Here is a 25056-nt window from a genome sequence, read left to right as displayed (position 1 = left end):
TAAGCCAGAGGCGTGTCCGCGCGTGACAGCGCCGCACGCTGACCTCCCGATCCAGCCAATGCTGCAGTAGCCGACTGCAGAAACGGGGCAAAGCACACGTGCACGCTATCCCTGGAACCTGCACAACGCGCATAAAAAAACCGGCTGCAAGAGCCGGTTTTCGAGGGGCATGCAGGTGACCTGCTTAGCGCTCCAGGTATTGCAGCTTGTCCGGTACGCCATCCCACTCTTCGGCGTCGGGCAGGGAGTCTTTCTTCTCGGTGATGTTCGGCCAGACTTCGGCCAGGTCGGCGTTCAGCTCGATGTACTCATCCATACCTTCGGGGATCTCGTCCTCGGAGAAGATCGCGCTGGCCGGGCACTCTGGCTCACACAGGGCGCAGTCGATGCACTCGTCCGGGTGGATAACCAGGAAGTTCGGGCCTTCGTAGAAGCAATCGACCGGGCAGACCTCAACGCAATCGGTGTACTTGCACTTGATGCAATTGTCGGTAACAACAAAGGTCATGGTCAGGTCTCCATCGTATTAGGCGAGAAAAAGCTGGCGCGTAGTCTATCAGTTTTTTTTAGAGGGTATAGGGTTCAGCGCTTTTTTGTGCTGATAAACGCATGATCTCTCCTGTTTAATGCAAATAAGTATCATTTGTCGCTTGATTAGACCCATTCCCGTTTCAGCTGGTATAGCAGATCGAGTGCCTGGCGTGGGCTTAGATCATCGATGTCGATGTTTTGCAGTTGCTCCACCAGGGGGTGTGCCGCACTGGCAAACAGGTCGCTCTGGAACGGCTGCTGCGCGCTCGCCGGGCGGTTGCTCTGTTCGAGACTCTGCTGCTCCAGCTGGGCCAGGTGCTCGCGTGCGCGCTCAATGACCGGGCGGGGAACGCCGGCCAGCTGGGCTACCTGCAGGCCATAACTCTGGCTGGCCGGGCCGGGTTGCACGTTGTGCAGGAACACGATGCGCTCGTTGTGTTCGGTGGCATTCAGGTGCACGTTCACGACGCCTGGGTCACTGTCGGCCATGCCGGTTAGCTCAAAGTAGTGGGTGGCGAACAGGGTAAAGGCGCGTGCCCGCGCCAGGTATTCGGCGGCGGACCAGGCCAGTGACAGGCCGTCAAAGGTGCTAGTGCCGCGACCTACTTCGTCCATCAGCACCAAACTCTGGTCGGTGGCGTTGTTGAGGATATTGGCGGTTTCGCTCATCTCGACCATAAAGGTCGAGCGCCCGCCGGCCAGGTCATCGCTTGAGCCGATACGGGTAAAGATGCGGTCAACGCAGGACAGCTCTACCGCTGCCGCCGGCACAAAGCTGCCGATATGCGCCAGCAGGGTGATCAGCGCCGTCTGGCGCATGTAGGTCGATTTACCGCCCATGTTCGGCCCGGTAATGATCAGCATGCGGGTATCCGGGTCCAGTCCCAGGTCGTTGGCAACAAAGGGTGTCTCCAGTACCTGCTCCACCACCGGGTGGCGGCCCTGGTTGATATGCAGCTGGCTGCCCTCGATGAACTGTGGGCGGCAGTAGTCCAGCGTGCCTGCACGTTCGGCCAGGGTGCAGAGTACGTCGATCTCGGCCAGGCTGGCGGCGCTGGTTTGCAGGGCGGCCAGGTCTTCATTCAGACGGTCGAGCAGCTCGTCGTACAGTTGCTTCTCGCGCGCGAGTGCGCGGCTCCGTGCCGACAACGCCTTGTCTTCAAAGGCTTTCAGCTCGGGGGTGATAAAGCGCTCGGCGCCTTTAAGGGTCTGGCGGCGGATGTAGTCGACCGGCGCCTGATCCGACTGGCTGCGCGACAGCTCGATGTAGTAGCCGTGAACGCGGTTGTAGCCAACCTTGAGGGTATTGAGGCCGGTGCGCTCGCGCTCGCGGGTTTCCAGGTCAATCAGGTACTGGCCAGCGTTTTCACTGATGTTCTGCAGCTCATCCAGCTCGGCGTCAAAGCCCGCCTTGATCACGCCGCCATCGCGCAGCACCGCCGGTGGGTTGTCGATCACCGCATTGGCCAGCAGCTCGGCCAGGTCGGGGTAGGTGCTGACCTGCTCGGCAAGGGCACGCAGGTGCGGTGCTTCAACCGGTTGCAGGCAGTCCTGCAGCGCGGGCAGCGCCGCCAGCGCGTCGCGCAGGCGCGCGAGATCGCGTGGGCGGGCGGAGCGCAGGGCCACGCGGGCCAGAATACGTTCGATATCGCCAATGCCTTTGAGCTGAGGCTGCAGGTCCAGATAGAACTGCTGATCCAGCAGGGTGCTGATGCTGTCCTGACGGGCGCCGAGCACCTGCATGTCGCGCAGTGGGCGGTTCAGCCAGCGTGCCATCAAACGGCTGCCCATGGCCGTAGCGGTGTGGTCCAGTACGTCGAGCAGGGTGTTGTCGCGCCCGCCCGACAGATTCTGGTCAATCTCCAGATTGCGGCGGCTGGCGCTGTCGATGATCACGCTGTCTTCAAAGCGCTCGTGGCTGATGTTGCGAATGTGCGGCAGGGCGGTGCGCTGGGTTTCCTTGGCGTAGCCGAGCAGCGCGCCGGCGGCGCCCAGGCCCAGGCGCAGGTCGTTGCAGCCAAAGCCAACCAGATCCTTGGTGCCAAATTGCTGGGTCAGGCTCTTGAAGGCGCTGTCCTGGTCAAACTCCCAGGGCGCCCGGCGGCGCACGGCGCGGCGACGTTCAATCGGGGTGTTGCTCTCCCAGTCATCCGGGATCAGCAGCTCGGCGGGGGCCAGGCGCTCCAGCTCGCCGAGCAGAGTCTCCCAGCCGCGCAGCTCCATGACCACAAAGCGGCCGCTGTTGATGTCCAGCGTGGCCAGGCCAAAGCCTTTTTCGGCGCCGACCAGTGCCGCCAACAGGTTGTCGCGACGCTCGTCCAGCAGGGCCTCGTCGCTGACGGTGCCAGGGGTAATGATGCGCGCGACCTGACGCTCGACCGGCCCTTTGCTGGTGGCCGGGTCGCCCACCTGTTCGCAGATCACCACTGACTCGCCCAACTTGACCAGACGTGCCAGGTAGCCTTCCGCCGAATGGTAGGGAATGCCGGCCATGGGAATCGGCTGGCCGCCGGATTGGCCGCGGGCGGTCAGGGTAATGTCGAGCAGGCGCGCAGCCTTTTTGGCATCGTCATAAAAGAGCTCGTAAAAGTCGCCCATACGGTAGAACAGCAGCTGCTCGGGATGCTGCTGCTTGATGCTGAAATACTGCTGCATCATCGGGGTGTGGGCGGTGGCTTCGGTTTTGCTCTTTTTCATCAATAACTCGACTTGCGCTGCGGATGAGGGCGCGCCTGTGCGGGGCGCCGTTGCCGGTGAGGCGCAAGGTTACCACGGCGTTGCAGCGCCCTGCAGGGGAAGGCGGGAGAGAATTCTCGCATAGCGCTCTGGCTCTGCGTGTCGGCTGATCTGGCGCCGGCGGCGGCAGCGCTGTTCTTGGTCCATACTGGGGCCCGGTTGCAGATCGCGGGTAATAAAAGGGAGATGGGATGGACAGCATCCAGGCAGACATTGAGGCAGTTTATCGTCGGGAGTCCCGTCGTGTGCTGGCCACCTTGCTGCGCCTGCTCAATGGCAACTTCGATCTGGCAGAAGAGGCACTGCAGGAGGCCTTCGTAGAGGCTGTGAAGCACTGGCCCGCGCAGGGTGTTCCCGATAACCCGCGCACCTGGCTGGTGTCCGTCGGCCGCTTTAAGGCGATTGATCAGTTGCGCAAGCGCGGGCGGCGAGATGCCTCTGTGCAGCGGATGATAGACACCCCAGGCGATCAGTACACGGACTGGGAGGCGGAGACTGACAGCGCGGTCGGGGATGATCGCCTGCGACTGATCTTCATCTGCTGCCACCCGGCCCTGTCGCCGGAGGCGCAGGTGGCACTGACCCTGCGTGAGGCCTGTGGGCTGACCACCGAGGCCATTGCGGCGGCGTTTCTGGTGCCGGTATCAACGCTGGCGCAGCGCATCGTGCGGGCAAAGAACAAGATTCGCGACGCCGGCATCCCCTATGAGGTCCCTGGCCCGGCAGATTTGCCGTCGCGCCTGGCGGGTGTCCTGCAGGTGATCTATCTGGTGTTCAACGAAGGCTATTCCGCCTCCAGCGGCGAGGCGCTTTTACAGCGCGAGTTATCGGCAGAGGCACTACGGCTGGGCCGCTTGTTGCACGAGCTGCTCGCGGCGCCTGAGGTCACCGGGCTGTTGGCATTGATGCTGCTGCACGACGCCAGACAGGCCAGCCGGGTCAACAGCGAAGGCGATTTCGTGCCCCTTGATGAGCAAGACCGCAGCGTCTGGGATCAGGCGCAAATTCAGGAAGGGGCGCGGCTGGTCACACTGGCGCTTAGTGGACACCCCCCAGGCCCCTTTGCCGTGCAGGCGGCGATAGCGGCGTTGCACACCCAGGCACCATGCGCAGCTGAGACCGATTGGGCCGAGATTGTCGGCCTCTATAGCCTGCTGCTGCAGTTACAGCCCTCACCCGTAATCGAATTGAACCGCGCGGTGGCCATTGCCATGGGTGACGGGCCCAGCGCAGGAATTGACCTGATAGAGCACCTGGAACGTGACGGTGCGCTGGGCAGTTACTACCTGCTGCCGGCAGGGAAGGCCGACCTGTATCGACGTGCCGGTGAGCGTGATCTTGCCCTTCGCGCCTACCGGCAGGCGCTCAACTTATCGAGCTGCAGGGCTCGGATGACAAGGCCGCCGTGCAGCGTGCGCGTCAGGCGATGTTCAGCATGCGCAAATTGGATCTGGCCACCCTTGAGGCTGCGTTTTATGGTGCAGCGCCCGCAGAGGGAGAAAACGTATGAAATATCTGTGTCTGGTCTACTACGACGAACAGAAAATGCAGCAGCTGTCGCAGGACGAATGGGATGCGCTGAACCGTGAGTGCATCGCCTGTGTCGCGGGCTTGCAGGCCAGCGGGCATTTTCTTGAAGGGGCGCCGCTGTTGTCGACCGACACGGCTACCACTGTGCGGGTACGTGATGGTGGCCCCATGATCACCGATGGTCCCTTTGCCGAGACCAAGGAGCAGTTGGCGGGCTTTTACATGCTGGAGGCGCGCGACTGCAACGAAGCCATCCGGCTGGCGCAGAAGATTCCGCCTGCACGCTACGGCAGCGTAGAAATCCGACCGGTGAGAGAGTTGATGGAGGAGGGTAATCGGAAGTAGGGCTACTCAAGGCCACGCTTCTGCGCGGCCAGGCTTATCAGTGCGGGTGGTCGCCGGGCAGCAACACCTTTACTGACGCCCGTTCAGCAGCCCCATGTCCATCGCCTTGATAGCGGCTTCCGCGCGGCAGTTGATCTGCAGCTTCTGGTACACAACCTTCAGGTAGCTGGCGGCGGTGTGGGGCGAGATGCCTAGCTCCTGAGCGGCGCCCTTGACGCTCAGTCCGCGAGCGATGAGTTGTAGTAATTGCTGCTCCCTTGGCGTCAATGCGTCACTGGGGGAGGCCGGGGCGGGGCGAAACTGTTCCAGGATACGTCGGGCAATGGAGGCCGAGAGCGGTGGTTTGCCTTGCACGATGCCACCGAGCTGGGCAACGAAGGCCTGCTCATCTTCGTCTTTCAACAGGTAACCGTCGGCGCCGGCGCGCAGCGCGGCGAACAGGTGCTCAGCGTCATCAAAAATAGTGGTGACAATGCACTGCGTCTGCGGGCTTTGGTTCTTGAGCAGTGGTAATAGGTCAACGCCATTGCCATCGGGTAAGCCGAGATCCACCAAGGCCAGCTGATAGCGGTTGTGTTTTATCAACTCGTTAGCCTGCGCCGAGCTGCAGGCTAGGTCGACGGGACATTGGCCCAACGCCTCGTGCAAACGCTGTGTCAGCCAGTCGGCGACTTGCGGCATATCCTCAATGATCAATACCCGGTTGGTGGTTTGCATGTCCGCGCTCCCTGCTGAAAATGCGCTGTGCGATGTCACAATAATGGCGCTAGTATCGTTTCGATCACGTCAATTGATTTTAAACGGCTTGGGATAAAACCGAGACTTTCCTAAAGTCGCGCCGAATGAAAACAAGATCAACCCCCCTTGATGTGGGGGCAAGGGAGTTGCTAAGGATGGTGCCGCTGCGAACCAAGCTGCTCGCCGGACTGGCGGTAATTGTGCTGTATGGTTTTTGGATGATTCAGTTGGCGCTCTCGTTGCCGGCCAGCGAGCTGCAATTCAGCCAGCAGGGCGACCAATTGCTGGCCGCAGGTGCGGACGCCGCGCCGCGCCCGGTTGAGGCAATGCTGATAGGCGGCACGGCGCTGCCGGCCCGTGCGGTGCTGGTTATTGAGGAGCCGGATGTGTTGCCGGCGTACAGCGATATCAACCAGGTTTTTGCTGAACACACACAACTGCTGCAGGCATTGGAGGCCGGCACCCTGTGGGTGCGTTACCAAGACGGCAGTGAGCAGCAATTACATCCGGTAGCACGCGGCTTGATGCAGTTGCCGGCTATGTTCTGGCTGCAACTGTTGTGTGGCTTGGCTGGCATGGTGATATGCATGCTGGTGTGGGTTCCGGGGGAGCGCAACCTGGCGACCCGCTCCTTTGCCTTTTCCGGTCTGGGGTATCTGCTGGCATCTTCGACGGCTGCTGTGTATAGCACGCGTGAGCTGTTTATTGACGGTGATTTGTTCCGCGTTCTGTCCGGTTTTAACCATTGCGGCGCAATGTTGTTTTCTGCAGCGGTCAGTGCTTTTCTGTGGAGCTACCCGCGGCGCGCGCCGTCCGTCTGGATCCCGCTTGCGCTTTACGCTGGCTTTGTCTCGTGCATGACGCTGGACCAACTGCAGCTCACAGCCTCGCCGGTCGAGGGCTTCCATCTCTGGGTTATCGGCGTGTTTATGATCGGACTGTCGGGCGCTGTCTGGCAGTGGCGGCAAACCCGCAATAGCGCGGCTGACCGCTCGGCTTTTCGCTGGGTGTTGTTATCCATTATTGCCGGTACGGTGTTCTTTTCGGCCGGTATGATCTTGCCAGCCATTTTGCAGGTAGCAGTGCCCCATGCTCAGGGGCCGTTGTTGGCTACCTTTTTACTGATGTACGCCGGCATGGCGTTGGGAGTAACCCGCTACCGTCTGTTTGAACTGGAGCGCTGGTGGTTCTCAATCTGGAGCTGGCTGTTGGGCGGGCTGGCGGTGCTGCTGACGGATTTGGCGCTAGCGTCGTTGCTGACACTCTCTGGCCCTACTGTACTGGCTGCCTCGGTGGCCTTGGTGGGGTGGGTGTACTTTCCTGTGCGGCAGTTTATCTGGGGCCGTCTGACCGTGCGACGTCAGCGTGGTCTGGATACCTGGTTGTCACAAGCGCTGCCGGTAATGCTGCAAGCTCAGCGCAGTGACCAAGCCGACAGCGCCGTGGAGCAGGCTTTGCTGGCGGTATTCCAGCCGTTGCGTGTCGAGCGGTTGGGACGCAAGGCGCAGCACCCTCAGGTGGTCGACAACGGAGATGCGCTGCAAGTCCCTGGGCCATCGGGAGAGGGTGACTATGTGCTGTTACATGCGGAGCAGGGGCGTCGACTGTTTACTCGTCAGGATGTTCAACTGGCTCGCTTGGTGCTGTCGCTGGACAACCTCGTGCTGCACTCGCTGACCGCAAGGGTGGAAGGCGCAACCGAGGAGCGCAATCGTATCCGCCAAGATATCCATGACGACTTGGGGGCCAAGCTGCTGCAACTGCTACACACGGCATCGGGTGATTCGCGGCAACTGGTGCGCGAGGCGATTCGTGACTTGCGCGAGTTATTGCACAACATGGATGGCCACGAGGTGCGTCTGGATGTGGCGGCATCTCGTTGGCAGGAGGAAACGGCAAACCGTTGCCAGGCCAGCGGCGTTACTTTGCATTGGCAACAGATACTGGGCGAGCAGTCGCTGAGTGCGGGCCAGTTCAGTCATTTGACCCGGGTGCTGCGAGAAGCGGTCAGTAACGCCCTGCGCCACGCTACGCCTACCGAACTGCGCGTGCAGTTGAATCAACAGGGAGACGTCACGCTGCAATTGCGGGTCGAGAATGACGGCGTTGCCTTGGCTGAAACAGGCACCAGTGGGCGCGGCCTGCAGATTATGCAGGCCCGTGCTCGCCAGCTGGGTGGTGAGCTGCAGCACGGGTGCGTGCAGCAACGCTGGTGGCTGGAACTGCAGGTGCCGATTGGTCCACCCGATACTCCCGCTGCAGATTGATCACCCCCCGTATTCACGGGCTAACCTGCCTTGCGGTGTTGCCTTTAAATGGCAGCATCTACACAAGGAAGGCAACTGGCCATGAAACTGAAAACACTTGCTCTGCTCCCACTATCGCTTGCGCTCACCGCCTGCCTGAGCGGCGGTGGCGGGGGCGGCGGTGGTGATAGCGCCGCCGCCGGTAAAACCGGCCGCCTGATTGATTCGGCTGTTGCCGGGGTGAGTTACAGCACTGCCCAATTCAGCGGCACCACCAATGCTGACGGTGAATACCTTTACCAGGAAGGTGAGACGGTGACCTTTCGTATCGGTGATATCGTCTTTCCGGCCGTGACTGCCAAGGGCGTGCTGACACCGCTTGATCTGGCCGGCAGTACGGATATCAACGACCCGGTGGTGATCAATATTGCCCGCCTGCTGCAAACCCTGGACGAAGACGGCAACCCGGATAACGGCATCCTCATTCCCGAGTTGAGCACCACCGCGGCGCTGGACTTCAACCTGCCGGTGGCAGACTTTGCTGCCGCGGTGCAGGCTGCGCTGGGGGTTACCCTGATCAGTCAGGCCGATGCATTGGCTCACCTGCAGAACGAGCTGGATGAACTCAACGGCGGAACCACCGACCCCGGGCGGGAGGCTGCAACTGTGCCTGCCGGCCTGGTGGGCGTGTATCAGTTTCTCTTTGAAGAAGTCACCGCCGGCTCCGGGATTCAGGACGGGGTGATTGATGAGTATCAGGTGACCGCTGATGGGCGGCTGATCCTGCCGGGCGGCAGCGAGCTGAGCAACCCGGTGTATATCTCCGACTCGCACGTCGAGATCGCCTGGCACGACAGCAATACCGGTCTGGGCTATGCGCTGAGCAACGCCAATACCGGCGTGATCAACGAGTTGAACGTCAGTGACGGGCTGTTTGGCGACGCAGGCTATGTGTTTTATGGCTCCTACGTACCCTACAGCCCCACCACTGGTGATGTGCCGCAGGCGTTGCTGGATCTGGCCGGCAGTTACAGCACCCAGCCGTATTTCAGCAAGGCGGGTAATCGCTATGGCTGGGCTGTGGGTGACGAGTTGACGCTGGATATCGACAGCGTCAGCGGCGTTATCGACATCGCTGGCATCTACCAGCTTGATCCGGCGGACAGCAGCTTTTCCTGGACGGACAAAACGGGCACCAACCCGCGCTTTAACCCCCACTACGAGGTGCTCTACAAGGTTGGCGACAGCGACATTAAGCTGCTGCTGTACCGTCAGCCGGGCGAGGGGCTCAATGGCTGGCGCCTGCAGGATGACGCGAACGCCGCCGATGGGGTCAACGTTGTCAGTGAGGTTATGCCCTTGATTGCAACGCATCAGGCTTACGTTGATGCGCTGGATGCGCTGCTGCCGGCAACCCTGACCGTCATTGCCCAGGACAGCACCTACAACTCGGGGCTGGACGGGGCGGTTTGTACCCAGTACGCCTTTGATTTGGATTACGGCGCCACCAACGGCAAGCCGCGCATCTTGTTCAATCAGCTTGGCAGCCCGGCCAAGACCACCAAGGAGTACATTGCCTCCAGCGCTGCCTATAGCGAGCAGGGGAGTGCCGTTAGCCTTTACTGGAGCGGTTTTGATCTGACAGTCGACGGCAGCAGCTTGACCGCGACTGTGACTAAGCTCGGCGAGCCGATCAACGAGGTACTGAGCAACGACAGCAGCGCTATCGCCGCCGTTTGCCCCTGAGCGCGAACATAACGCCGGTAGCCTTGAACGGGCTGCCGGCGTTGTGCTGTCTGCACGAAACCAACCTCGACAAAGCCGGTCCCAGCTCTGGTGCAGCCGCCGGGCCAACTGGCATGCTGTGTCCTGTTACGCACGTCGAGGAAGGTGCCATGTCCCATTTTGATCCGTTGATTGATTCCGCCGCCGCCCGCCTGGGGCGTGTACTTGAACACCTGGGACAACGCGTCAGCACTGCCGAGTCCTGCACCGGCGGCGGTATCGCCGAAGCCATTACCCGTGTTGCCGGCAGCTCGCAGTGGTTTGAAACCGGCTTTGTCACCTACGCCAACAGTAGCAAGGCGCGCTGGCTAGGGGTGGAGCCGGCCACGCTGGAGGCGCACGGAGCGGTCAGCGAACCGGTGGTGCTGGCCATGGCCGCGGGGGCCAAGGCGGCGGCTGAGGCGGATATGGCGGTGGCTGTCAGCGGTATTGCCGGCCCGGATGGCGGCAGCGCTGAAAAGCCGGTCGGCACGGTGTGGTTTGGCTGGGCTTTGAGTGATGGCCGGGTGGTCAGTGAATGCAAGCGTTTTCAGGGTGGCCGCCGAGAGGTGCGCGCGCAAACGGTATTGCATGCACTGGAGCGCCTGGTCTCGGAGGCAGAGAAGGCAGCTGCGAACCGGTCGTCAGTCTGATTGCATATCGGGGGTAGGCGGGTCATTTTTTCTGTGGAATAATACTGACCAAATATACAGTAGTTGATCGGTCGGTCGCTTCGGCGCCTGCCCCAAGCCAAGAGGATGCGAAATGGACGATAACAAAAAGAAGGCGCTGTCGGCTGCCTTGAGTCAGATTGAACGTCAGTTTGGCAAAGGGGCCGTGATGCGCATGGGCGATCACGAGCGTCAGGCCATTCCGGCTATCTCCACCGGCTCGCTCGGTCTGGATATCGCCCTCGGTATTGGCGGCCTGCCCAAGGGCCGTATCGTCGAAATCTATGGGCCGGAGTCCTCCGGTAAAACCACGCTGACCCTGTCGGTCATTGCGCAAGCGCAAAAGCACGGCGCTACCTGTGCCTTCGTCGATGCCGAGCACGCACTGGACCCGGAGTACGCCGGCAAGCTGGGCGTTAACGTTGATGACCTGCTGGTTTCTCAGCCTGACACTGGTGAGCAGGCACTGGAAATCACCGACATGCTGGTGCGCTCCAATGCCGTTGACGTGATCATCGTCGACTCCGTGGCGGCGCTGGTGCCCAAGGCCGAGATTGAAGGCGAGATGGGTGACCATCACGTGGGTGTGCAGGCTCGTCTGATGTCGCAGGCGCTGCGTAAAATCACCGGTAACATCAAGAACGCCAACTGTCTGGTGATCTTCATCAACCAGATCCGCATGAAGATCGGCGTCATGTTCGGTAACCCGGAAACCACCACCGGTGGTAATGCCCTCAAGTTCTACTCCTCTGTCCGTCTGGATATCCGCCGTACCGGTGCGGTGAAAGAGGGCGACGAGGTGGTTGGCAGTGAAACCCGCGTCAAGGTTGTGAAGAACAAGGTCGCACCGCCGTTCCGTCAGGCCGAGTTCCAGATTCTGTACGGTGCCGGTATCTACCATAACGCCGAGATCATCGACCTGGGTGTACAGATCGGCCTGGTTGAGAAAGCCGGTGCCTGGTACAGCTATCAAGGCAGCAAGATCGGTCAGGGCAAGGCCAACGCCGCCAAGTTCCTGGAAGACAACAAGGCAGTGGCTGAAGAGATCGAAAAGGCCATCCGCGACAAGCTGCTGGCCAAGCCCGGCAAGCCGAAGGCCGAGAGCGAAGCCGACGCCGAACTGGAAGACTGAGCCGGCTGACTGATGCGCCCGCGCTCTACGTTGGAAACCCCTGTTGCCATTCGCCGCTCAGCCATGGATTTGCTGGCGCGGCGAGAGCACAGCTATGCGGAGTTGCAACGCAAGTTGCGCCAGCGAGGCGCGCCGAGCGATCTGGCCGAGATAGAGCTGGACCGCCTGGTTGAAGATGGGCTGCTCAGCGACGAGCGCTTCTGCGAGGCGTATATCTACGCCCGCAGCCAGCGCGGTTATGGCCCCGCGCGTCTGCGTGAGGAGCTGCGTCAGCGTGGCGTCTCTGAATCGCTGGTCGAGCGCAGCCTGGCCGAGGCAGATCAGGACTGGCAGGCGCTGGCCGATCAGGTGTTTGCCAAGCGCTTCCCTGAGGGCGTCGCACGCGAGCCTGCCGAGCGTGGCAAGCAGTTGCGTTTTATGCAGTACCGGGGGTTTTCAGGTTTTCGGGCTGATTAACAAAGTCGATCAGCGCCCGCAGGCTGCCCCTGTCCCTTTCGTTGAAATCAAAGCACAAGCGCGTCAGCGTGCCCAGCTCGGGCTCGTCGTGCTCCTGCTCACACATCCCCTGCTGCATAAATCCGCCTGAGACGCAGATATGCCCAAATCGCGTCTCCAGCTGTGCCAGTCCCTGCTGGTTGAGCGGGTGGTTGAGGCGCAGCATAAACTGTTCTCCAACACGGCGAGATGAGTGGTAGTTGCTGTAAAAATTCAGGACCACCTGCATCGCCTCAGCGGGTGAGTTGCAGGGCGTCAACAGGTTGATGTCGTCGGGGTGGATATAGGCGCTGTCTGCCAGTTGGCTGCGAACAAACTGGGTAAAGGCCTGCCAGTACTGCCCGCCCGGCTGGTCCAGCAGAATGATCGGCACCATTGGGCTCTTGCCGGTCTGCACCAGGGTCAGCACTTCCAAGGCTTCATCCAAGGTGCCGAAGCCCCCTGGGCAGAGGATCAGCGCGTCTGCTTCCTTCACGAAGAACAGCTTGCGCAAAAAGAAAAAGCCAAAAGCCAGGTCATGGCTGGTGCCATGCACCACGGTGTTGGAGCGCTGCTCAAACGGCAGGGTGATATTGAAACCCAGGCTGTGATCCAGTCCGGCACCTTCGTGGGTCGCGGTCATGATGCCGCCGCCAGCGCCGGTGATCGCCATATAGTCGTTGGCGGCCAGGGCGGCGCCCATCTCGCGGGCTACGGCGTACAGCGGGTGGTCGGGCGCGGTGCGTGCCGAGCCAAACACGGTGACCTTGCGGCGGCGCTTGAACATCTCCAGACGCGAGAAAGCCTGTTCCATCTCGCGAATGGTATGCAGCATGATCTTGGCGTCCCAGCGGTTGCGGTCCGCCTGGGCCATACGAATCACGTCCAGCAGCATGTCGCGGTAGAGCGGTGCGTTGTCACTGTCGGCTGCGCATAGCGCGATCAGCTCATCGACTCGACTGGGAATCTCGTTGCTGGCGGTTTGCCAGTGCCGACTCAGGTAGTCGGCCGGATCGTTGTCCTGCATCGGGCACCTGCTTCAGAGGGTCTGGCAATGATCGGCGATAAAACTCTGGGTCAGTACCGGCTGCTCATTGTCCTTGAGGACAAAGTGGTAGGTGAGGGTAGCGCCCATGTCCAGCAGGCGGCGGAAGCGCAGGTCGGTGCAGACGCTGGCTTGCAGTTGGCTACGGGTCAGCAGCGGATCTTGCTGCATCAGTTCGGCGTAGTCGGCGTCGACCGCCAACCGATTGATTAGCTCATCACCTTCGGCGCTGAAGCCCAAGTCGGTGATCTGCGCGCTAATGGCGCGTGGGGTGTTTTCATTACTTTGCTCAGCAACCTGTTTGAGGGTGTCGTTCAGGCGAATATCTCGCAGCGAGGCGGCTTGCAGTGGCGCTGCCAGGCAGGCAGCAAGCACCAGGGGTAACCAGCGCATTATGTCTCTCCAGGTTTAATGTCCATATGCTGTGACATCCTTTGTGACCACGCCATTGCCGACTGGTTCGCTGGCCAGTCGCTAGCGGTGTTGCCGGCTGGAATCGGATAGAATGCTGGCATTGTGGCGCGTCGCCTGTCCAGCCAGGAAAATGTAGTGATGTCTGAACACCCGGACCATGCGGTCAATCGCTTGCGCAGCGACGCCATTGCGCGCTCCACCCGGCCGTTTCTGGCGCGCGGTGCACGGGTGCGCCGTTGCCCAAGTTGCCAGGTGGCGGAGCATGCCTGTATCTGTGCAGAGCGTCCTAGGCTTGATAGCGGTGTCAGTTTCTGTCTGTTGATGCACGCCTATGAGCCGCTCAAGCCGACCAACACCGGTCGGCTGATTGCTGATTGTCTGCCCGATACGTATGCCTTTACCTGGGCGCGAACCGAGGTTGACCCAGTGCTGCTGGCGCTACTCAATGATCCGCGCTACCAGCCGCATGTGGTGTTTCCCGGGGAGTACGCACAGCCAACCCAGCAGGTGTGTGAGCAGATAGAGGCGGGGCAGGGGCGCCGTCCGTTGCTGATCATTCTGGACGCCACCTGGACGCAGGCGCGCAAGATGTTTCGCAAGAGTCCGTATCTGGCGGATGTGCCGGTGCTGAGTCTGCAGACCGAGCAGCTGTCGCGCTATCGCCTGCGCCGCTCCACTCGTGATGACCACCTGTGTACCGTAGAGGTGGCGTCGGCCTGCCTGCAGCTGGCCGGCGATACGGCCGCTGCCGAGGCGTTGGATGGCTACTTTCAGCGCTTTACCGACGCTTACCTGAGTACCTGCCGCAAGCGCCCTTAGTGATGCCCCGCCGGCTCCTGCTGTACCGCAGCGGGGCGTCGTCGCCGATCAAGATAGATAGGCACCAGCTGTGCAGTGAGCATGCCGGCGAGCATCAGCGCACAACCCAGCAAACCGCGCGGGGTGAGGGTTTCACCCAGAATCAGCCAGCCGGCCAGCGCGGCAAACACCGCCTCCAGGCTGAGGATGATCGCTGCGTGTGAGGTGATGGCGTCTTTCTGTGCCACCACCTGCAGAGTAAAGGCAACGCCAACGGCCAGGATGCCGCCGTACAGAATGGCCGGTAGCGCCTGCGCGATGGCAACAACGTTGATCGGTTCCAGCGTGACCGCCAGCGTCAGGCTGACCACGGCACAGACCAGAAACTGGATAAAGGACACCAGAATCGGGTCATAGCGGCTGGCCAGTGCGCCGACCAGTAGCACATGCACAGCCCAGAAACAAGCACCAACCAGTTGCAGCCAGTCGCCGCGCGCCACGGTGAACTCGGCTGTTACGCTTAGCAGCACCATGCCGACCAGCGCCATCACCGCGCCGGCCCAGGTCCCTTTGTGAGTGCGCATGCCGATAAACAGACCAAACACCGGCACCAGAATGACGTACAGCCCGGTAATAAAGCCGGAGTTGGTGACGGTGGTGAACATCAGGCCAATCTGCTGCAGGTTGATGCCCAGCGTCAGCACCAGGCCAAGCACCAGGCTGCCCAGCAGCATCGGGCGGCTCAGGCGGGATGGGCCGCCGTTTGCCTGGACCGGTTTGCGCAGCAGCCAGATCAGCGGCAGCAGGGTGATGGCGCCGATGGCAAAACGCAGGCCGGTATAGAGAAAGGGGCCGATGTGGTCCATGCCCAGGCGCTGGGCAACAAAGGTGCTACCCCAGATCAGAGCAGTAATCAGCATCAGGGCATCAGCCCGATAATGGCGCAGGTTCATGGGGGACTCGGAAGCAGGGAAACAGGTATTTTCCTCCCTGCGCTGGGTACTTATCCAGATACAGTTGTAGAGGCAGACTGTATCGCTGGCGATTGGCATTGACTGGGCGGTCGCTGACTGGCAGTCTCAGCGTGCTGTCTCACCTCCATAACAAAAAGACTGTGCAGGACGCCAAGCATGGGCCTGACCTATGACATTTTGATCGCTGACGATCACCCCCTTTTTCGTAGTGCCTTGCACCAGGCGTTGTTCGATGGCCTGGGCGACACCATTACCCTGAGTGAAGTGGGCAGTATCACCGAGTTGCAGCAACGTTTGGGCGAGCGCGCCGATTGGGATCTGGTTCTGCTGGATCTGAACATGCCCGGTGCCTACGGCTTTTCCGGGCTGGCGCAGATGCGCGGCCAGTTCCCACAAATACCGGTCATTCTGATTTCTGCCCAGGAAGAGTCTGCTGTGGCCCGTCGCGCCCGCGACTTCGGTGCCAGTGGTTTTATTCCCAAGTCGGCCAGTCTGGAGGCCATTCAGCAGGCGGTTCAGGCGGTGCTCGATGGTGGCGTCTGCTGGCCTGAGGGTATCGACAACCCGCCGGGTATGAGCAGCGAACAGCAGCAGATCAGCGAGCGGGTTGCCAGCCTGACGCCGCAGCAGTTCCGCGTGCTGACCATGGTCTGCGATGGCCTGCTGAACAAACAGATTGCCTACGAGCTGGACGTGTCAGAAGCCACGGTCAAAGCCCACGTTACCGCTATCTTCCGCAAGCTCAATGTGCGCACCCGTACCCAGGCCGCTCTGGTGCTGCAGCAGATGGAACTGGCGAGCTGAGTCACCCCTGCCTGGGCCCGGCTACGACGGAAGTCTGCTGGGCAAACCCCACTGGCACTGCCAGACTGCATGCTGTGACACTGCAGTGGATTGAACACGCCCCATGATGCTCTCCGGCGGGCTGGTAGCCCTCATTTTTCTGATGTACATGGCATTGCTGTTTGTGATCGCTTTCTGGGGCGATCGCAACGCAAGCGTTCTCAAGCCACGCCTGCGCGTCTGGATCTACAGCCTGTCACTCTCCGTCTGGTGTACCAGTTGGACCTTCTTCGGCTCGGTTGGCATGGCGACCAACCAGCTGTGGGGCTTTCTGCCCATCTATCTCGGCCCGTTGTTGCTATTCCTGTTCGGTTGGCGCCTGTATGCGCGCATGATCGCCATCAGCAAGCAGGAGAACATCACCTCCATCGCCGACTTTATTGCCTCGCGGTACGGCAAGTCGCAGGGCTTGGGTGTGATCGTCTCGCTGCTTTGCCTGGTCGCCGTGTTGCCCTATATCGCTTTGCAGTTGAAGGGGATTGTGCTGGGCTACAGCCTGCTCAGCAGCGCACCGGGCAGCGCCATGAGCGCCGACAGTGCGTTGGGCGCAGAGGATACCGCACTGGTTGTCACCCTGGTGCTGGCGCTGTTTACGGTGCTGTTCGGTACCCGTAGCCTAGACGTGACCGAGCATCACCGCGGCATGATGCTGGCCATCGCCTTCGAGTCGCTGGTGAAGTTGCTGGCGTTTCTGGCGGTGGGGTTGTTTGTGGTGTTTGGGTTGTTTGGTGGTGCCGCTGACCTGTTTGCCCAGGCCCGCAGCGCTGAGGTCCTTGAGGGGTACTGGCAGCAGGAGACACCGGTGATCGGCCTGTTGCTGCAGACGTCCATCGCCATTCTGGCTTTTATTTGCCTGCCTCGGCAGTTTCAGGTGGCCGTGGTTGAGAACAGTGAACCGGGTGACCTGCGCCTGGCGCGCTGGGTCTTCCCGGTGTACCTGCTGCTGGCTGGCCTGTTTGTTATTCCGATTGCCCTGGCCGGTCAGATGCTGCTGGGCGGCGGCCTGTCGCCTGACTCGTACGTCATCAGTCTGCCGCTGATGCAGGGCAACTCGACGCTGGCCATGGCGGCGTTTCTGGGCGGGGCTTCCGCCGCCTCGGGCATGGTGATTGTGGCGGCCATTGCGTTGAGCACCATGGTCTCGAACGATGTGGTACTGCCGATTCTGCTGCGCAACCGCGTGGGCCCTGAGCACTCCTATGAGCGCTTTCGCGGCTGGCTGCTGAACGTACGGCGCACCAGCATTCTGATCATCCTGCTGCTGGCCTACGTGGTTTACCGCCTGATTGGCAGCGAGACCAGCCTGGCCAGTATCGGCCAGGTAGCCTTCGCGGCCATCGGCCAGTTGGCGCCGGCGATGTTTGGCGCACTGTTCTGGAAACAAGCCAACCGTACCGGGGTCCTCGCCGGGTTGCTGGTGGGCATCGTCCTGTGGCTCTACCTGCTGGTGCTGCCGCTGGTCGGGGCCGGGCTGCACTGGCATACCAATCAGTTGCCGGTTATCGAGGCCGTGCGCACGGCTGCGGCCAGCTGGGGCGTGGATGCGCTGACGCTGGCCAGCGTGGTGTCGCTGGTGGGTAACTTCCTGGTCTTTGTCGTCTTCTCGCTGTTCAGTCGCACCCGGGTGCTGGAGCATTGGCAGGCCAGCCGCTTTGTCAGTCAGGACGCCGAGCCCTGGATCGACGGTCCGGGCAAGGTGCTGCTGCGGGTACGAGTGGATGACCTGCTGGAGCTGGCGTCACGCTTTGTCGGCGAAGACCGTGCCGAGGCCGCGTTTAACCAGTATGCCATGCGCCAGGGCGGTGGCCTGCACGGCAGTCAGACCGCCGATTCCGGCTGGATCACCCTGACCGAACGTCTTCTGGCCGGTGTGCTAGGCGCATCCTCGGCGCGGCTGGTGGTGAAGGCGGCGATTGAAGGCCGCGACATGCAGTTTGACGATGTGGTGCGCATCGTCGATGAGGCCTCCGAGGTGCTGCAGTTCAACCGTGGCCTGCTGCAGGGCGCCATCGAGAACATCAGTCAAGGCATCAGCGTGGTTGACAAGTCGCTGCGACTGGTGGCCTGGAACCGCCGCTATCTGGAGATGTTCCAGTACCCCGAGGGCCTGATTGCCATTGGTCGGCCGATTTCCGACATCATTTTGCATAACGCGCGGCGTGGCCTCTGCGGCCCGGGCGACCCGCAAATGCACGTCGACAAGCGTATTGCCTGGATGCAGCAAGGCACGCCGCACCGCTCCGAGCGCATGTTCCCCGATGGCAGCGTGATCGAGATTATCGGCAACCCGATGCCGGGCGGCGGCTTTGTCATGAGTTTTACCGATATTTCGGCCTTCCGCGACGCGGAAAAGGCGCTGCAGGAATCCAACGAAAGCCTGGAGCGGCGAGTAGACGAACGGACCCGCGAGCTGTCGGAGCTGAACCAGGCGCTGCTGCAGGCGCAGGCCCAGACCGAGCGCGCCAGCCAGTCCAAGAGTCGCTTCCTCACGGCGGTCAGTCACGATCTGATGCAGCCATTGAATGCCGCGCGCCTGTTCTCGGCGTCACTGGCGCACCAGGCCGACATGGCCCCGGAAGTCGATGAGCTGGTACGCCACCTGGACAGCTCGCTGGCCTCGGCGGAGGAGCTGATCTCCGATCTATTGGATATTTCCCGCCTGGAAGCGGGCCGCATCGTGCCGGAGCTGGGCGACTTTGCCCTCAGTGAGTTGTTCGACCCCTTGCGGATCGAGTTCAGCGCGCTGGCGGTGGAACACGGTATTGACCTGCGCATCCACAGTAGCCGCCTGCGGGTGCGCAGCGACATGCGTCTGCTGCGGCGTGTGTTGCAGAATTTTCTGACCAACGCCTTTCGCTACGCCAGCGCCGCGCGTGTGGTGCTAGGCGTACGGCACCTGCATAACGCGGTGCGTATCGAGGTGTGGGATCAGGGCCCGGGGATTCCTGAGGACAAGCTGCAATTGATCTTCGAGGAGTTTCAGCGCCTGGATAGTCACCGCACGCAGGCGGAGAAGGGGTTGGGGCTGGGGTTGGCGATTGCCGATGGTCTGTGTCGTGTGTTGGGGCATGAACTCAGTGTGCGGTCCTGGCCTGGGCAGGGTAGCGTCTTCAGTGTGACGGTGCCGCTGGCGACGATGCCGCGCGTGGTGCGCAGCCGGGTCTCCATCCCGGAGTTGCCGCCGCAGTTTGAGGGGGCACCGGTGCTGTGTATCGACAACGAGAAGAATATTCTCGCCGGCATGCAGAGCCTGCTCGGCCGCTGGCAGTGCCGTGTGTCCGTGGCCCGTGACCGGGCGGAGGCGCAACAGGTGCTGGACCAGGGCTTTGTGCCTGAACTGGTGCTGGTCGATTACCATCTGGATGACGGCGATACCGGCACCCAGGTGATGCTCTGGCTGCGCGAGCGCCTTGGCGCCGACCTGCCGGGGGTGGTGATCAGCGCGGACGGGCGGCAGGACGTGCTTAGCGAAATCTCGCTGGCGGGGCTGTCCTATCTACCCAAGCCGGTCAAACCGGCCGCACTGCGTGCCCTGATCAGTCGTCACGTGGCTTTGGGAAGCACTGATTAATTCCACATGCCCTCTTGGCGTTCAGGCTGGACCGCATCCGGTTGGGCCGCAATCAAGGCGTGGTATCGAAGGCATGTCTGGACCTGTCGAGAAATCACAACGCAGAGTGCGGCCCAGCCTGAGCGCCCCGCAGGGCGAGCGCTCAAGCATGCATTTGCTAACCACTCTTGGCTGCATGTCGTGCCTTGCCTCTGCAAGCTTGAGAACTCGCAGAGGGTGTGTGGAATTAATCAGTACTTCCCAAGGCCTGAACGTAACAGTTTGTACTGGTGTTGCCGTGTAGCTGTATCTGTTCTGCTGCGGTGCGGCGGGATAGGCTGCAGTCTTTATCGTTCTGATACTGCCCGGTCTGCCTGCTGCCCATGTCTGCCAAAACCACAGCTCTGTTGCGCGGCGCGCGCGACACCGTCCCCATGCTGATCGGCGCTTTGCCCTTTGGTCTCATCTTCGGCACGCTGGCGGTTGCCAGTGGGCTGTCTCTGCCGGCGACTCTCTTGATGTCTGCGCTGGTGTTTGCCGGCTCGGCGCAGTTTATTGCCGTCAGCCTGATCGCCAGTGGCACCGGGCTGGTGGTGCTGTTGCTGACCACGCTGATCGTCAATCTGCGCCACATGCTCTATAGCGCCAGCCTGATGCCCCATGTGCGGCACTTGCCCCAGCGCTGGAAGATCCCGTTGGCGTTCTGGCTGACCGACGAGAGCTTTGCCGTGGTGCACCGTCACTATCTGGACCCGCACCCCCCAAAAGAACTTAAGCATTGGTATTACCTGGGCTCCTGTCTCGCCATGTACAGCAACTGGTTTCTCTGCACGCTGCTCGGCGCGCTGCTGGGCAACGCGCTGCCGGGGCTGGCTGATTGGGGGCTGGATTTTGCCATGGTCGCGACCTTTACCGGCATCGTGGTACCGCTGCTGCGCACTCGCCCGATGCTGCTGGCGGCGGTGGTCGCCGGCCTGGTTGCGGTGTTGGCGTATGACCTGCCATGGAAGCTCGGATTGATGCTTGCGGCGCTGGCGGGTGTGAGCGCTGGCGTGCTCGCCGAACGCTGGCTGGCGGCGCAACCGGCAAAGGAGGCGATCAATGAGTCAGTTTGAGATCGTGCTGCTGCTGGGCATGGCGAGCATTACCTTTGCCATTCGCTACACCTTGTTTGCCGTCGGCGACCGGGTGCGCTTCAGCCCGCTGGTGCAGCAGGCGCTCGGCTATGTGCCGGTCGCGGTGCTGACCGCGATCATCGTGCCGGCCATGCTGATGCCGGGCGGTGAGGGGCTGGAACTGACCCCAAGTAACGCCTATCTGGTCGGCGGCGTCGTTGCCGTGCTGATCGCCGCGTTCAGCCGTAACCTGCTGCTGACCATCTTTGGCAGCATGCTGGTGTTCTTTCTCTGGCGCTGGTGGCTGTTCGGCTGATTACCAGAACGATGCGCGCTTGGTGCGAACGGCGACCAGTATCAGAGTCAGAGCCGCGCAGGAAATGATGCTGGTGAAGCCCAGCACCGTCGGGGCGAAGCCGATCATGTCGCTGACAAAGCCCACGCCCAGCACCACCGAGGCCATGGTCAGGTACGCCATCAGGTAAAACGCCGAATTGATGCTGCCACGCTGATCCACCGGGGCGGTGTTGCTGATGGAGGCAATGCCGACCACACCGGTAGCGCCCGCGCCGCCAGCCGTTGCCAGGGTGGCCAGGGTAAACAGCCAAGGCGAGCTGTAGACCACCGCAGCTGCCATTACGCCCAAGCCAATGATCAGGGTGCTCGGCCCCACCAGCAGCAGACGATCCAGTGGTTGGCGTTTGCAGGCAAACTGGCTGACGCCGGCCATCAATTGCCAGCCGGCGGCGAACAGGCCGGCTTTGGTGCGATCGTCGATGCCTACCAGCTTGGTTGCCAGCGATGGGCCAAGGGATGCATACAGGCTACCGGTAGACCAGGCCAGACAGATGGCCGCGGCAGCAAAGATGAAGGCACCCAGCATCTCGCGGGGCACCTTGATGGTGGTAGGGCGCCAGGCGCGCCAGCGAAACTCCGGGTGGCGCTGGCCGATATCAGTGGGCCAGGGCGCGAACAGCAGCATGGCCACCGTCATGCAGCCGAGCACCACCGTTACCGCAAAGGGCCAGGTGAGCGCCGCCTCTCCCAGACCCAGCATCAACGAGCTTACCGTGGGGCCGGCAAAGGCGCCCAGGGTAAAGAACAGGGCGGAGAGGGTGGCGGCACGGGTCCAGTTGTCATTGGGTTCCAGCTCGACCAGTGCAGCGGAGGAGGCTCCGGTCACGATGCCTGTGCCAATGCCGGTCAGCACCCGGGCGGCGCCCAGGCCGTAGATATCGCTGGCCAGCATGAACATCACCGCGCCGGCAATGATGAACAGCAGCCCTGGCACCATCATCTGACGGCGCCCGATCTTGTCTGACAGCGAGCCCAGGGTCAGCAGGGTAAGCACCACCCCCAGCACATAGATGGAGAACACCGCTGTCAGCGCGGTGGACGAGAAGCCCATTTTGACCTGCCACACCGCGTACAGCGGTGTCGGCACGTTGCTGGCGAAGATGGTGGTAAAAATCGCCAGCAGCGCACCACACATCGCCACCCGGCGACTGCTTGCGGAACTGCTGAGTGACGATGGCCCTGACATCTTCCTGCTCCTTCCGGATAAAGCGGCGATTATCGCAGAAGCCAGCGCGCAGCGGACAGTCAGTCAGGCCATCACTGCCGCTGATGTGGCGCAGGCTCGCCCAGCGGCTGCGCTAGCTCCGCCAACGACAGTGGTGTAGCGGCATCCAGCGCACGGGCCATCAGCAGGCGCAGGACCGAGGCGTCTGGCCGGCGCGCAGGCCACTGCTCGGTGTATTCGATCAGGCGGGTCTGGCCGTCCTCGCCTGCGGTTGCCAGGGCAAAACGGAAGGGATGATAACCGCTCATGCCCAGGCGCAGGTCGGTGGCCACCCACTGTCCGTCGATCAGGTCATAGCGCAAACGGTCACCGGTGAACCAGCGCAGACGCTCGTTCTGCGGTGAGTTCGCCAGCGCTTTTGCCGCTGCTTCGCTTTGGCGCGGCAGCGCGGTCAGGCTCATTGGCTCATGGTCCAGCCAGCCGGTCAGCCCTTCGTAATAGATGTCGCCATCCACCGCCATGACGCGCCAAAGCAGCGTATTGAACGGCGTGGGCGTGATGAATACCGAATCCGGCTGCAGGTTTTGCGCCTCAAGCGCGGCCTGTAGCCGATGCTCTGCCATGGTCTTGCCGACCAGTGTGCTACCCAGATACAGACTGCTCAACGCCAGCGCCGCGTACTGCCAGCGTCGACCGCTGCGCCCGAGACCGATCACCAGCGCTACCAGCGTCGCCAGCAGCAGCGGCAAGGTATAGAGTGGGTCGATGATGAAGATGGAAGAAATCGCCACCGGCGGCGTAGTTAACGGCCAGAACAGTTGGGTGCCGTAGGTGGTAAAGCTGTCCAGCAGCGGGTGGGTGCAGAGCACCAGCGCCAACGTCAGGAACAGTCTCCTGCTGCTGTAGCCGGCATCTGGCCAGCGCTTGCGGATCAGCCAGGTCAGCAGCGCAGCGAGGGCTGCAAGTACGAACAGAGAGTGGCTGAAGCCACGGTGGTAGGTCATATCGGCGACGGCATCGCCGTAGTCGATCAGCACATCCATGTCCGGCAGGGTGGCCAGTGCCGCGCCGTATACCAGCGCCTTGCGGCCCTGCCAGCGGCCAAGCATGGCGCCCTGGATAGAAGCGCCGAGAACGAGCTGAGTAACTGAATCCATGGAAAGGACTGCTCCGCTATTAACAGAGCAACAGACTACTGCATCTGCCCGGGCGGCGCAGTCCCCTTCCGATCTGTCAGCTCAGATCGTGCTGACGGTCCAGTTCGATGCAGGCATCCAGCAGCTCCAGATAGGCTTTGCGGGATTTTACCTTGGTCTGGCGGAACGCCGTCATGTTCAGCGCAGCCAGTTCTTTGGCCTTGGCCATGGCGGCGGCCTCCAGCTCTTCGGCAGCGACGACCTGATCCAGGAAGCCCGCCTGAACAGCTTCTTCCGGCGAGAACATCTCGGCGTTGATCACGGCGCGACCAAAGGCTGCGGGCGTCAGGCGCGCGCGGGCCAGTTCGATACCGGCGTGGTGCATGGTCATGCCGATGGCAGTTTCATTCAGGCCAATCTTGAACGGACCGGCAACGCCCAGACGGTAGTCCGAAGACAGCAGCAGGAAAGCACCCTTGGCGATCGCGTGGCCGGTGCACACCGCCACAACGGGGAAGGGGTGCGACAGCAGGCGGCGTGACAGGGTCGAGCCAGTGGCAACCAGCGCCTTGGCCGCGTCCGGGCTGGAGGTCATCACCTTAAGGTCGTAACCACCAGAGAAAATGCCGGGCTTACCGCTCAGCACCACGACAGCGCGGTCCTGCTCGGCCTGGTCAAGCGCCGCGTTGATCGCAGCGATCATGTCGGGCGACAGGGCATTGACCTTGCCGTTGTCCAGGCTCAGGTGGGCAACGCCGTCGGCAAAACGGTAGGAAACCAGTTCGCTCATCAGAAAGTCCTCGAGTCAGGGCTGCGGCGACAGGCCGCGTTCGCGATTCGGCAGTTTACCAACTAAATCATGACTGGCGAGTCTTGTCGGCAAGCCACTGTAATGACTGAAATACATAGAAAAAGGGTTTGCCAAAACACGGGTGTTTCGGTACATTAGCGCGCCTCGGTAGCAGGGTCTCCTGCCGCCGAGATCCGGAGAGGTGTCCGAGTGGCTGAAGGAGCACGCCTGGAAAGTGTGTATACGTTAATCGCGTATCGAGGGTTCGAATCCCTCTCTCTCCGCCAGACAAACAAAAAAGCCCCAGCTTGCGCTGGGGCTTTTTTGTTTGTGCTGACCCGTCCTGAATAGAGTTGACACGTTCCGTAAGCGTCCGGTGAACACACCTTTTGAACTCCAGCTTTAAGGGCGATGGTGTCCGTCTATTTTTTAGCGGACGCGATTGCCCTTATCGCCAGGATTTACATGCGCCAACGAAGCTCTTATCCAAAACCGTTCAAAGCCCAAGTCGTGCAGGAGTGCCTGCAACCTGGTGCCACCGTTTCCAGTGTCGCCATCCGGCATGGCATCAACGCCAACGTCATTCGCAAATGGCTGCCCGTCTATCGTGAGCAAGCCGCTACAACCCTGCCAGCTTTCGTGCCAGTGCAAGCGATACCCAAGCGCACAGCGGATGAGGCAGTAGTGATCGTATTGCCCTTG

The 25056-nt window shown here is 61.6% G+C and carries 22 protein-coding genes and 1 tRNA gene; 14 read left to right on the top strand and 9 right to left on the bottom strand.

The annotated features are described in order from the left end of the window. Positions 1-184: 184 nt before the first annotated feature. Both fdxA and mutS read right to left on the bottom strand, forming a co-directional pair. Positions 185-508 (bottom strand): ferredoxin FdxA, encoded by a 324-nt coding sequence (gene fdxA / locus CNQ84_RS00115; RefSeq protein ID WP_083724410.1) that lies wholly within the window; start codon positions 506-508, stop codon positions 185-187. A 146-nt stretch (positions 509-654) separates the two neighbouring features. Then, positions 655-3228 (bottom strand): DNA mismatch repair protein MutS, encoded by a 2574-nt coding sequence (mutS, locus tag CNQ84_RS00110; protein WP_096002903.1) that lies wholly within the window; start codon positions 3226-3228, stop codon positions 655-657. A 230-nt stretch (positions 3229-3458) separates the two neighbouring features. Between mutS and CNQ84_RS00105 the strand changes: the two genes are divergently transcribed. Both CNQ84_RS00105 and CNQ84_RS00100 read left to right on the top strand, forming a co-directional pair. Further along, positions 3459-4856, top strand: coding sequence for an RNA polymerase sigma factor (locus CNQ84_RS00105; RefSeq protein WP_096002902.1), 1398 nt, complete (start codon positions 3459-3461; stop codon positions 4854-4856). Then, the gene (locus CNQ84_RS00100; RefSeq protein ID WP_096002901.1) at positions 4774-5142 is read left to right on the top strand and encodes a YciI family protein; all 369 of its coding nucleotides are present in this window, start codon (positions 4774-4776) and stop codon (positions 5140-5142) included. The genes CNQ84_RS00105 and CNQ84_RS00100 overlap by 83 nt, the downstream gene beginning before the upstream one ends. A 69-nt stretch (positions 5143-5211) precedes the next feature. On the opposite strand, the gene CNQ84_RS00095 is transcribed toward CNQ84_RS00100, so the two are convergent. After that, positions 5212-5859: a response regulator gene (locus tag CNQ84_RS00095; RefSeq protein WP_096002900.1), complete on the bottom strand. Its 648-nt coding sequence runs from the start codon at positions 5857-5859 to the stop codon at positions 5212-5214. Positions 5860-6035: 176 nt separating this feature from the next. Here CNQ84_RS00095 and CNQ84_RS00090 point away from each other — a divergent pair, with 176 nt between their 5' ends. The 5 genes from CNQ84_RS00090 (at position 6036) to CNQ84_RS00070 (ending at position 12149) form a co-directional block, all read left to right on the top strand. Continuing rightward, entirely contained in the window at positions 6036-8147 is a 2112-nt protein-coding gene (locus tag CNQ84_RS00090) for a sensor histidine kinase (RefSeq protein WP_096002899.1), read from the top strand. Between the two features lie 81 nt (positions 8148-8228). After that, positions 8229-9872 (top strand): hypothetical protein, encoded by a 1644-nt coding sequence (locus CNQ84_RS00085; RefSeq protein WP_096002898.1) that lies wholly within the window; start codon positions 8229-8231, stop codon positions 9870-9872. A 149-nt stretch (positions 9873-10021) separates the two neighbouring features. Further along, positions 10022-10543 (top strand): CinA family protein, encoded by a 522-nt coding sequence (locus CNQ84_RS00080; protein WP_096002897.1) that lies wholly within the window; start codon positions 10022-10024, stop codon positions 10541-10543. Between the two features lie 112 nt (positions 10544-10655). Then, positions 10656-11693 (top strand): recombinase RecA, encoded by a 1038-nt coding sequence (gene recA / locus CNQ84_RS00075; RefSeq protein WP_096002896.1) that lies wholly within the window; start codon positions 10656-10658, stop codon positions 11691-11693. A gap of 12 nt (positions 11694-11705) precedes the next feature. Then, positions 11706-12149, top strand: a complete 444-nt coding sequence (locus tag CNQ84_RS00070) for a regulatory protein RecX (RefSeq protein WP_096002895.1) — start codon at positions 11706-11708, stop codon at positions 12147-12149. On the opposite strand, the gene CNQ84_RS00065 is transcribed toward CNQ84_RS00070, so the two are convergent. Next, entirely contained in the window at positions 12109-13194 is a 1086-nt protein-coding gene (locus CNQ84_RS00065) for an LOG family protein (protein ID WP_096002894.1), read from the bottom strand. The two genes, CNQ84_RS00070 and CNQ84_RS00065, sit on opposite strands and share 41 nt — an antisense overlap. 12 nt (positions 13195-13206) lie before the next feature. Further along, complete coding sequence (locus CNQ84_RS00060) at positions 13207-13605, bottom strand: PA3611 family quorum-sensing-regulated virulence factor (RefSeq protein ID WP_096002893.1); 399 nt, start codon at positions 13603-13605, stop codon at positions 13207-13209. Between the two features lie 159 nt (positions 13606-13764). Here CNQ84_RS00060 and CNQ84_RS00055 point away from each other — a divergent pair, with 159 nt between their 5' ends. Further along, a complete protein-coding gene (locus CNQ84_RS00055; RefSeq protein ID WP_096002892.1) occupies positions 13765-14445 on the top strand; it encodes a tRNA-uridine aminocarboxypropyltransferase in 681 nt (226 codons plus the stop codon). Here the strand turns inward: CNQ84_RS00055 and CNQ84_RS00050 are convergent. Then, entirely contained in the window at positions 14442-15377 is a 936-nt protein-coding gene (locus tag CNQ84_RS00050; protein ID WP_096002891.1) for a DMT family transporter, read from the bottom strand. The two genes, CNQ84_RS00055 and CNQ84_RS00050, sit on opposite strands and share 4 nt — an antisense overlap. A 177-nt stretch (positions 15378-15554) precedes the next feature. Here CNQ84_RS00050 and CNQ84_RS00045 point away from each other — a divergent pair, with 177 nt between their 5' ends. From CNQ84_RS00045 to CNQ84_RS00030, 4 genes are all read left to right on the top strand, one after another. Then, positions 15555-16202: a response regulator gene (locus CNQ84_RS00045; protein ID WP_096002890.1), complete on the top strand. Its 648-nt coding sequence runs from the start codon at positions 15555-15557 to the stop codon at positions 16200-16202. 103 nt (positions 16203-16305) lie between these two features. Next, complete coding sequence (locus tag CNQ84_RS00040; protein ID WP_096002889.1) at positions 16306-19812, top strand: hybrid sensor histidine kinase/response regulator; 3507 nt, start codon at positions 16306-16308, stop codon at positions 19810-19812. A gap of 362 nt (positions 19813-20174) precedes the next feature. Next, on the top strand, positions 20175-20906 hold the full coding sequence (locus CNQ84_RS00035) for an AzlC family ABC transporter permease (RefSeq protein WP_096002888.1): 732 nt from the start codon (positions 20175-20177) through the stop codon (positions 20904-20906). Further along, entirely contained in the window at positions 20893-21222 is a 330-nt protein-coding gene (locus tag CNQ84_RS00030; RefSeq protein ID WP_096002887.1) for an AzlD domain-containing protein, read from the top strand. The genes CNQ84_RS00035 and CNQ84_RS00030 overlap by 14 nt, the downstream gene beginning before the upstream one ends. Here the strand turns inward: CNQ84_RS00030 and CNQ84_RS00025 are convergent, their stop codons facing one another. The 3 genes from CNQ84_RS00025 to CNQ84_RS00015 form a co-directional block, all read right to left on the bottom strand. Beyond that, on the bottom strand, positions 21223-22449 hold the full coding sequence (locus CNQ84_RS00025) for an MFS transporter (RefSeq protein ID WP_096002886.1): 1227 nt from the start codon (positions 22447-22449) through the stop codon (positions 21223-21225). 71 nt (positions 22450-22520) lie between these two features. Beyond that, complete coding sequence (locus tag CNQ84_RS00020) at positions 22521-23585, bottom strand: metal-dependent hydrolase (protein ID WP_096002885.1); 1065 nt, start codon at positions 23583-23585, stop codon at positions 22521-22523. A gap of 76 nt (positions 23586-23661) precedes the next feature. Next, positions 23662-24354: a crotonase/enoyl-CoA hydratase family protein gene (locus CNQ84_RS00015; RefSeq protein ID WP_096002884.1), complete on the bottom strand. Its 693-nt coding sequence runs from the start codon at positions 24352-24354 to the stop codon at positions 23662-23664. 196 nt (positions 24355-24550) lie between these two features. On the opposite strand from CNQ84_RS00015, the gene CNQ84_RS00010 reads away from it, so the two are divergent. Next, positions 24551-24641: transfer RNA gene (locus tag CNQ84_RS00010), tRNA-Ser, on the top strand. A gap of 178 nt (positions 24642-24819) precedes the next feature. After that, on the top strand, positions 24820-25056 hold a 237-nt coding region (gene tnpA, locus CNQ84_RS00005; protein ID WP_217350038.1), incomplete at its 3' end, for an IS66-like element accessory protein TnpA.

Source organism: Pseudomonas abyssi, assembly GCF_002307495.1.
GTDB lineage: Bacteria > Pseudomonadota > Gammaproteobacteria > Pseudomonadales > Pseudomonadaceae > Halopseudomonas > Halopseudomonas abyssi.
This window is presented reverse-complemented; position numbering and strand designations above follow the sequence as displayed.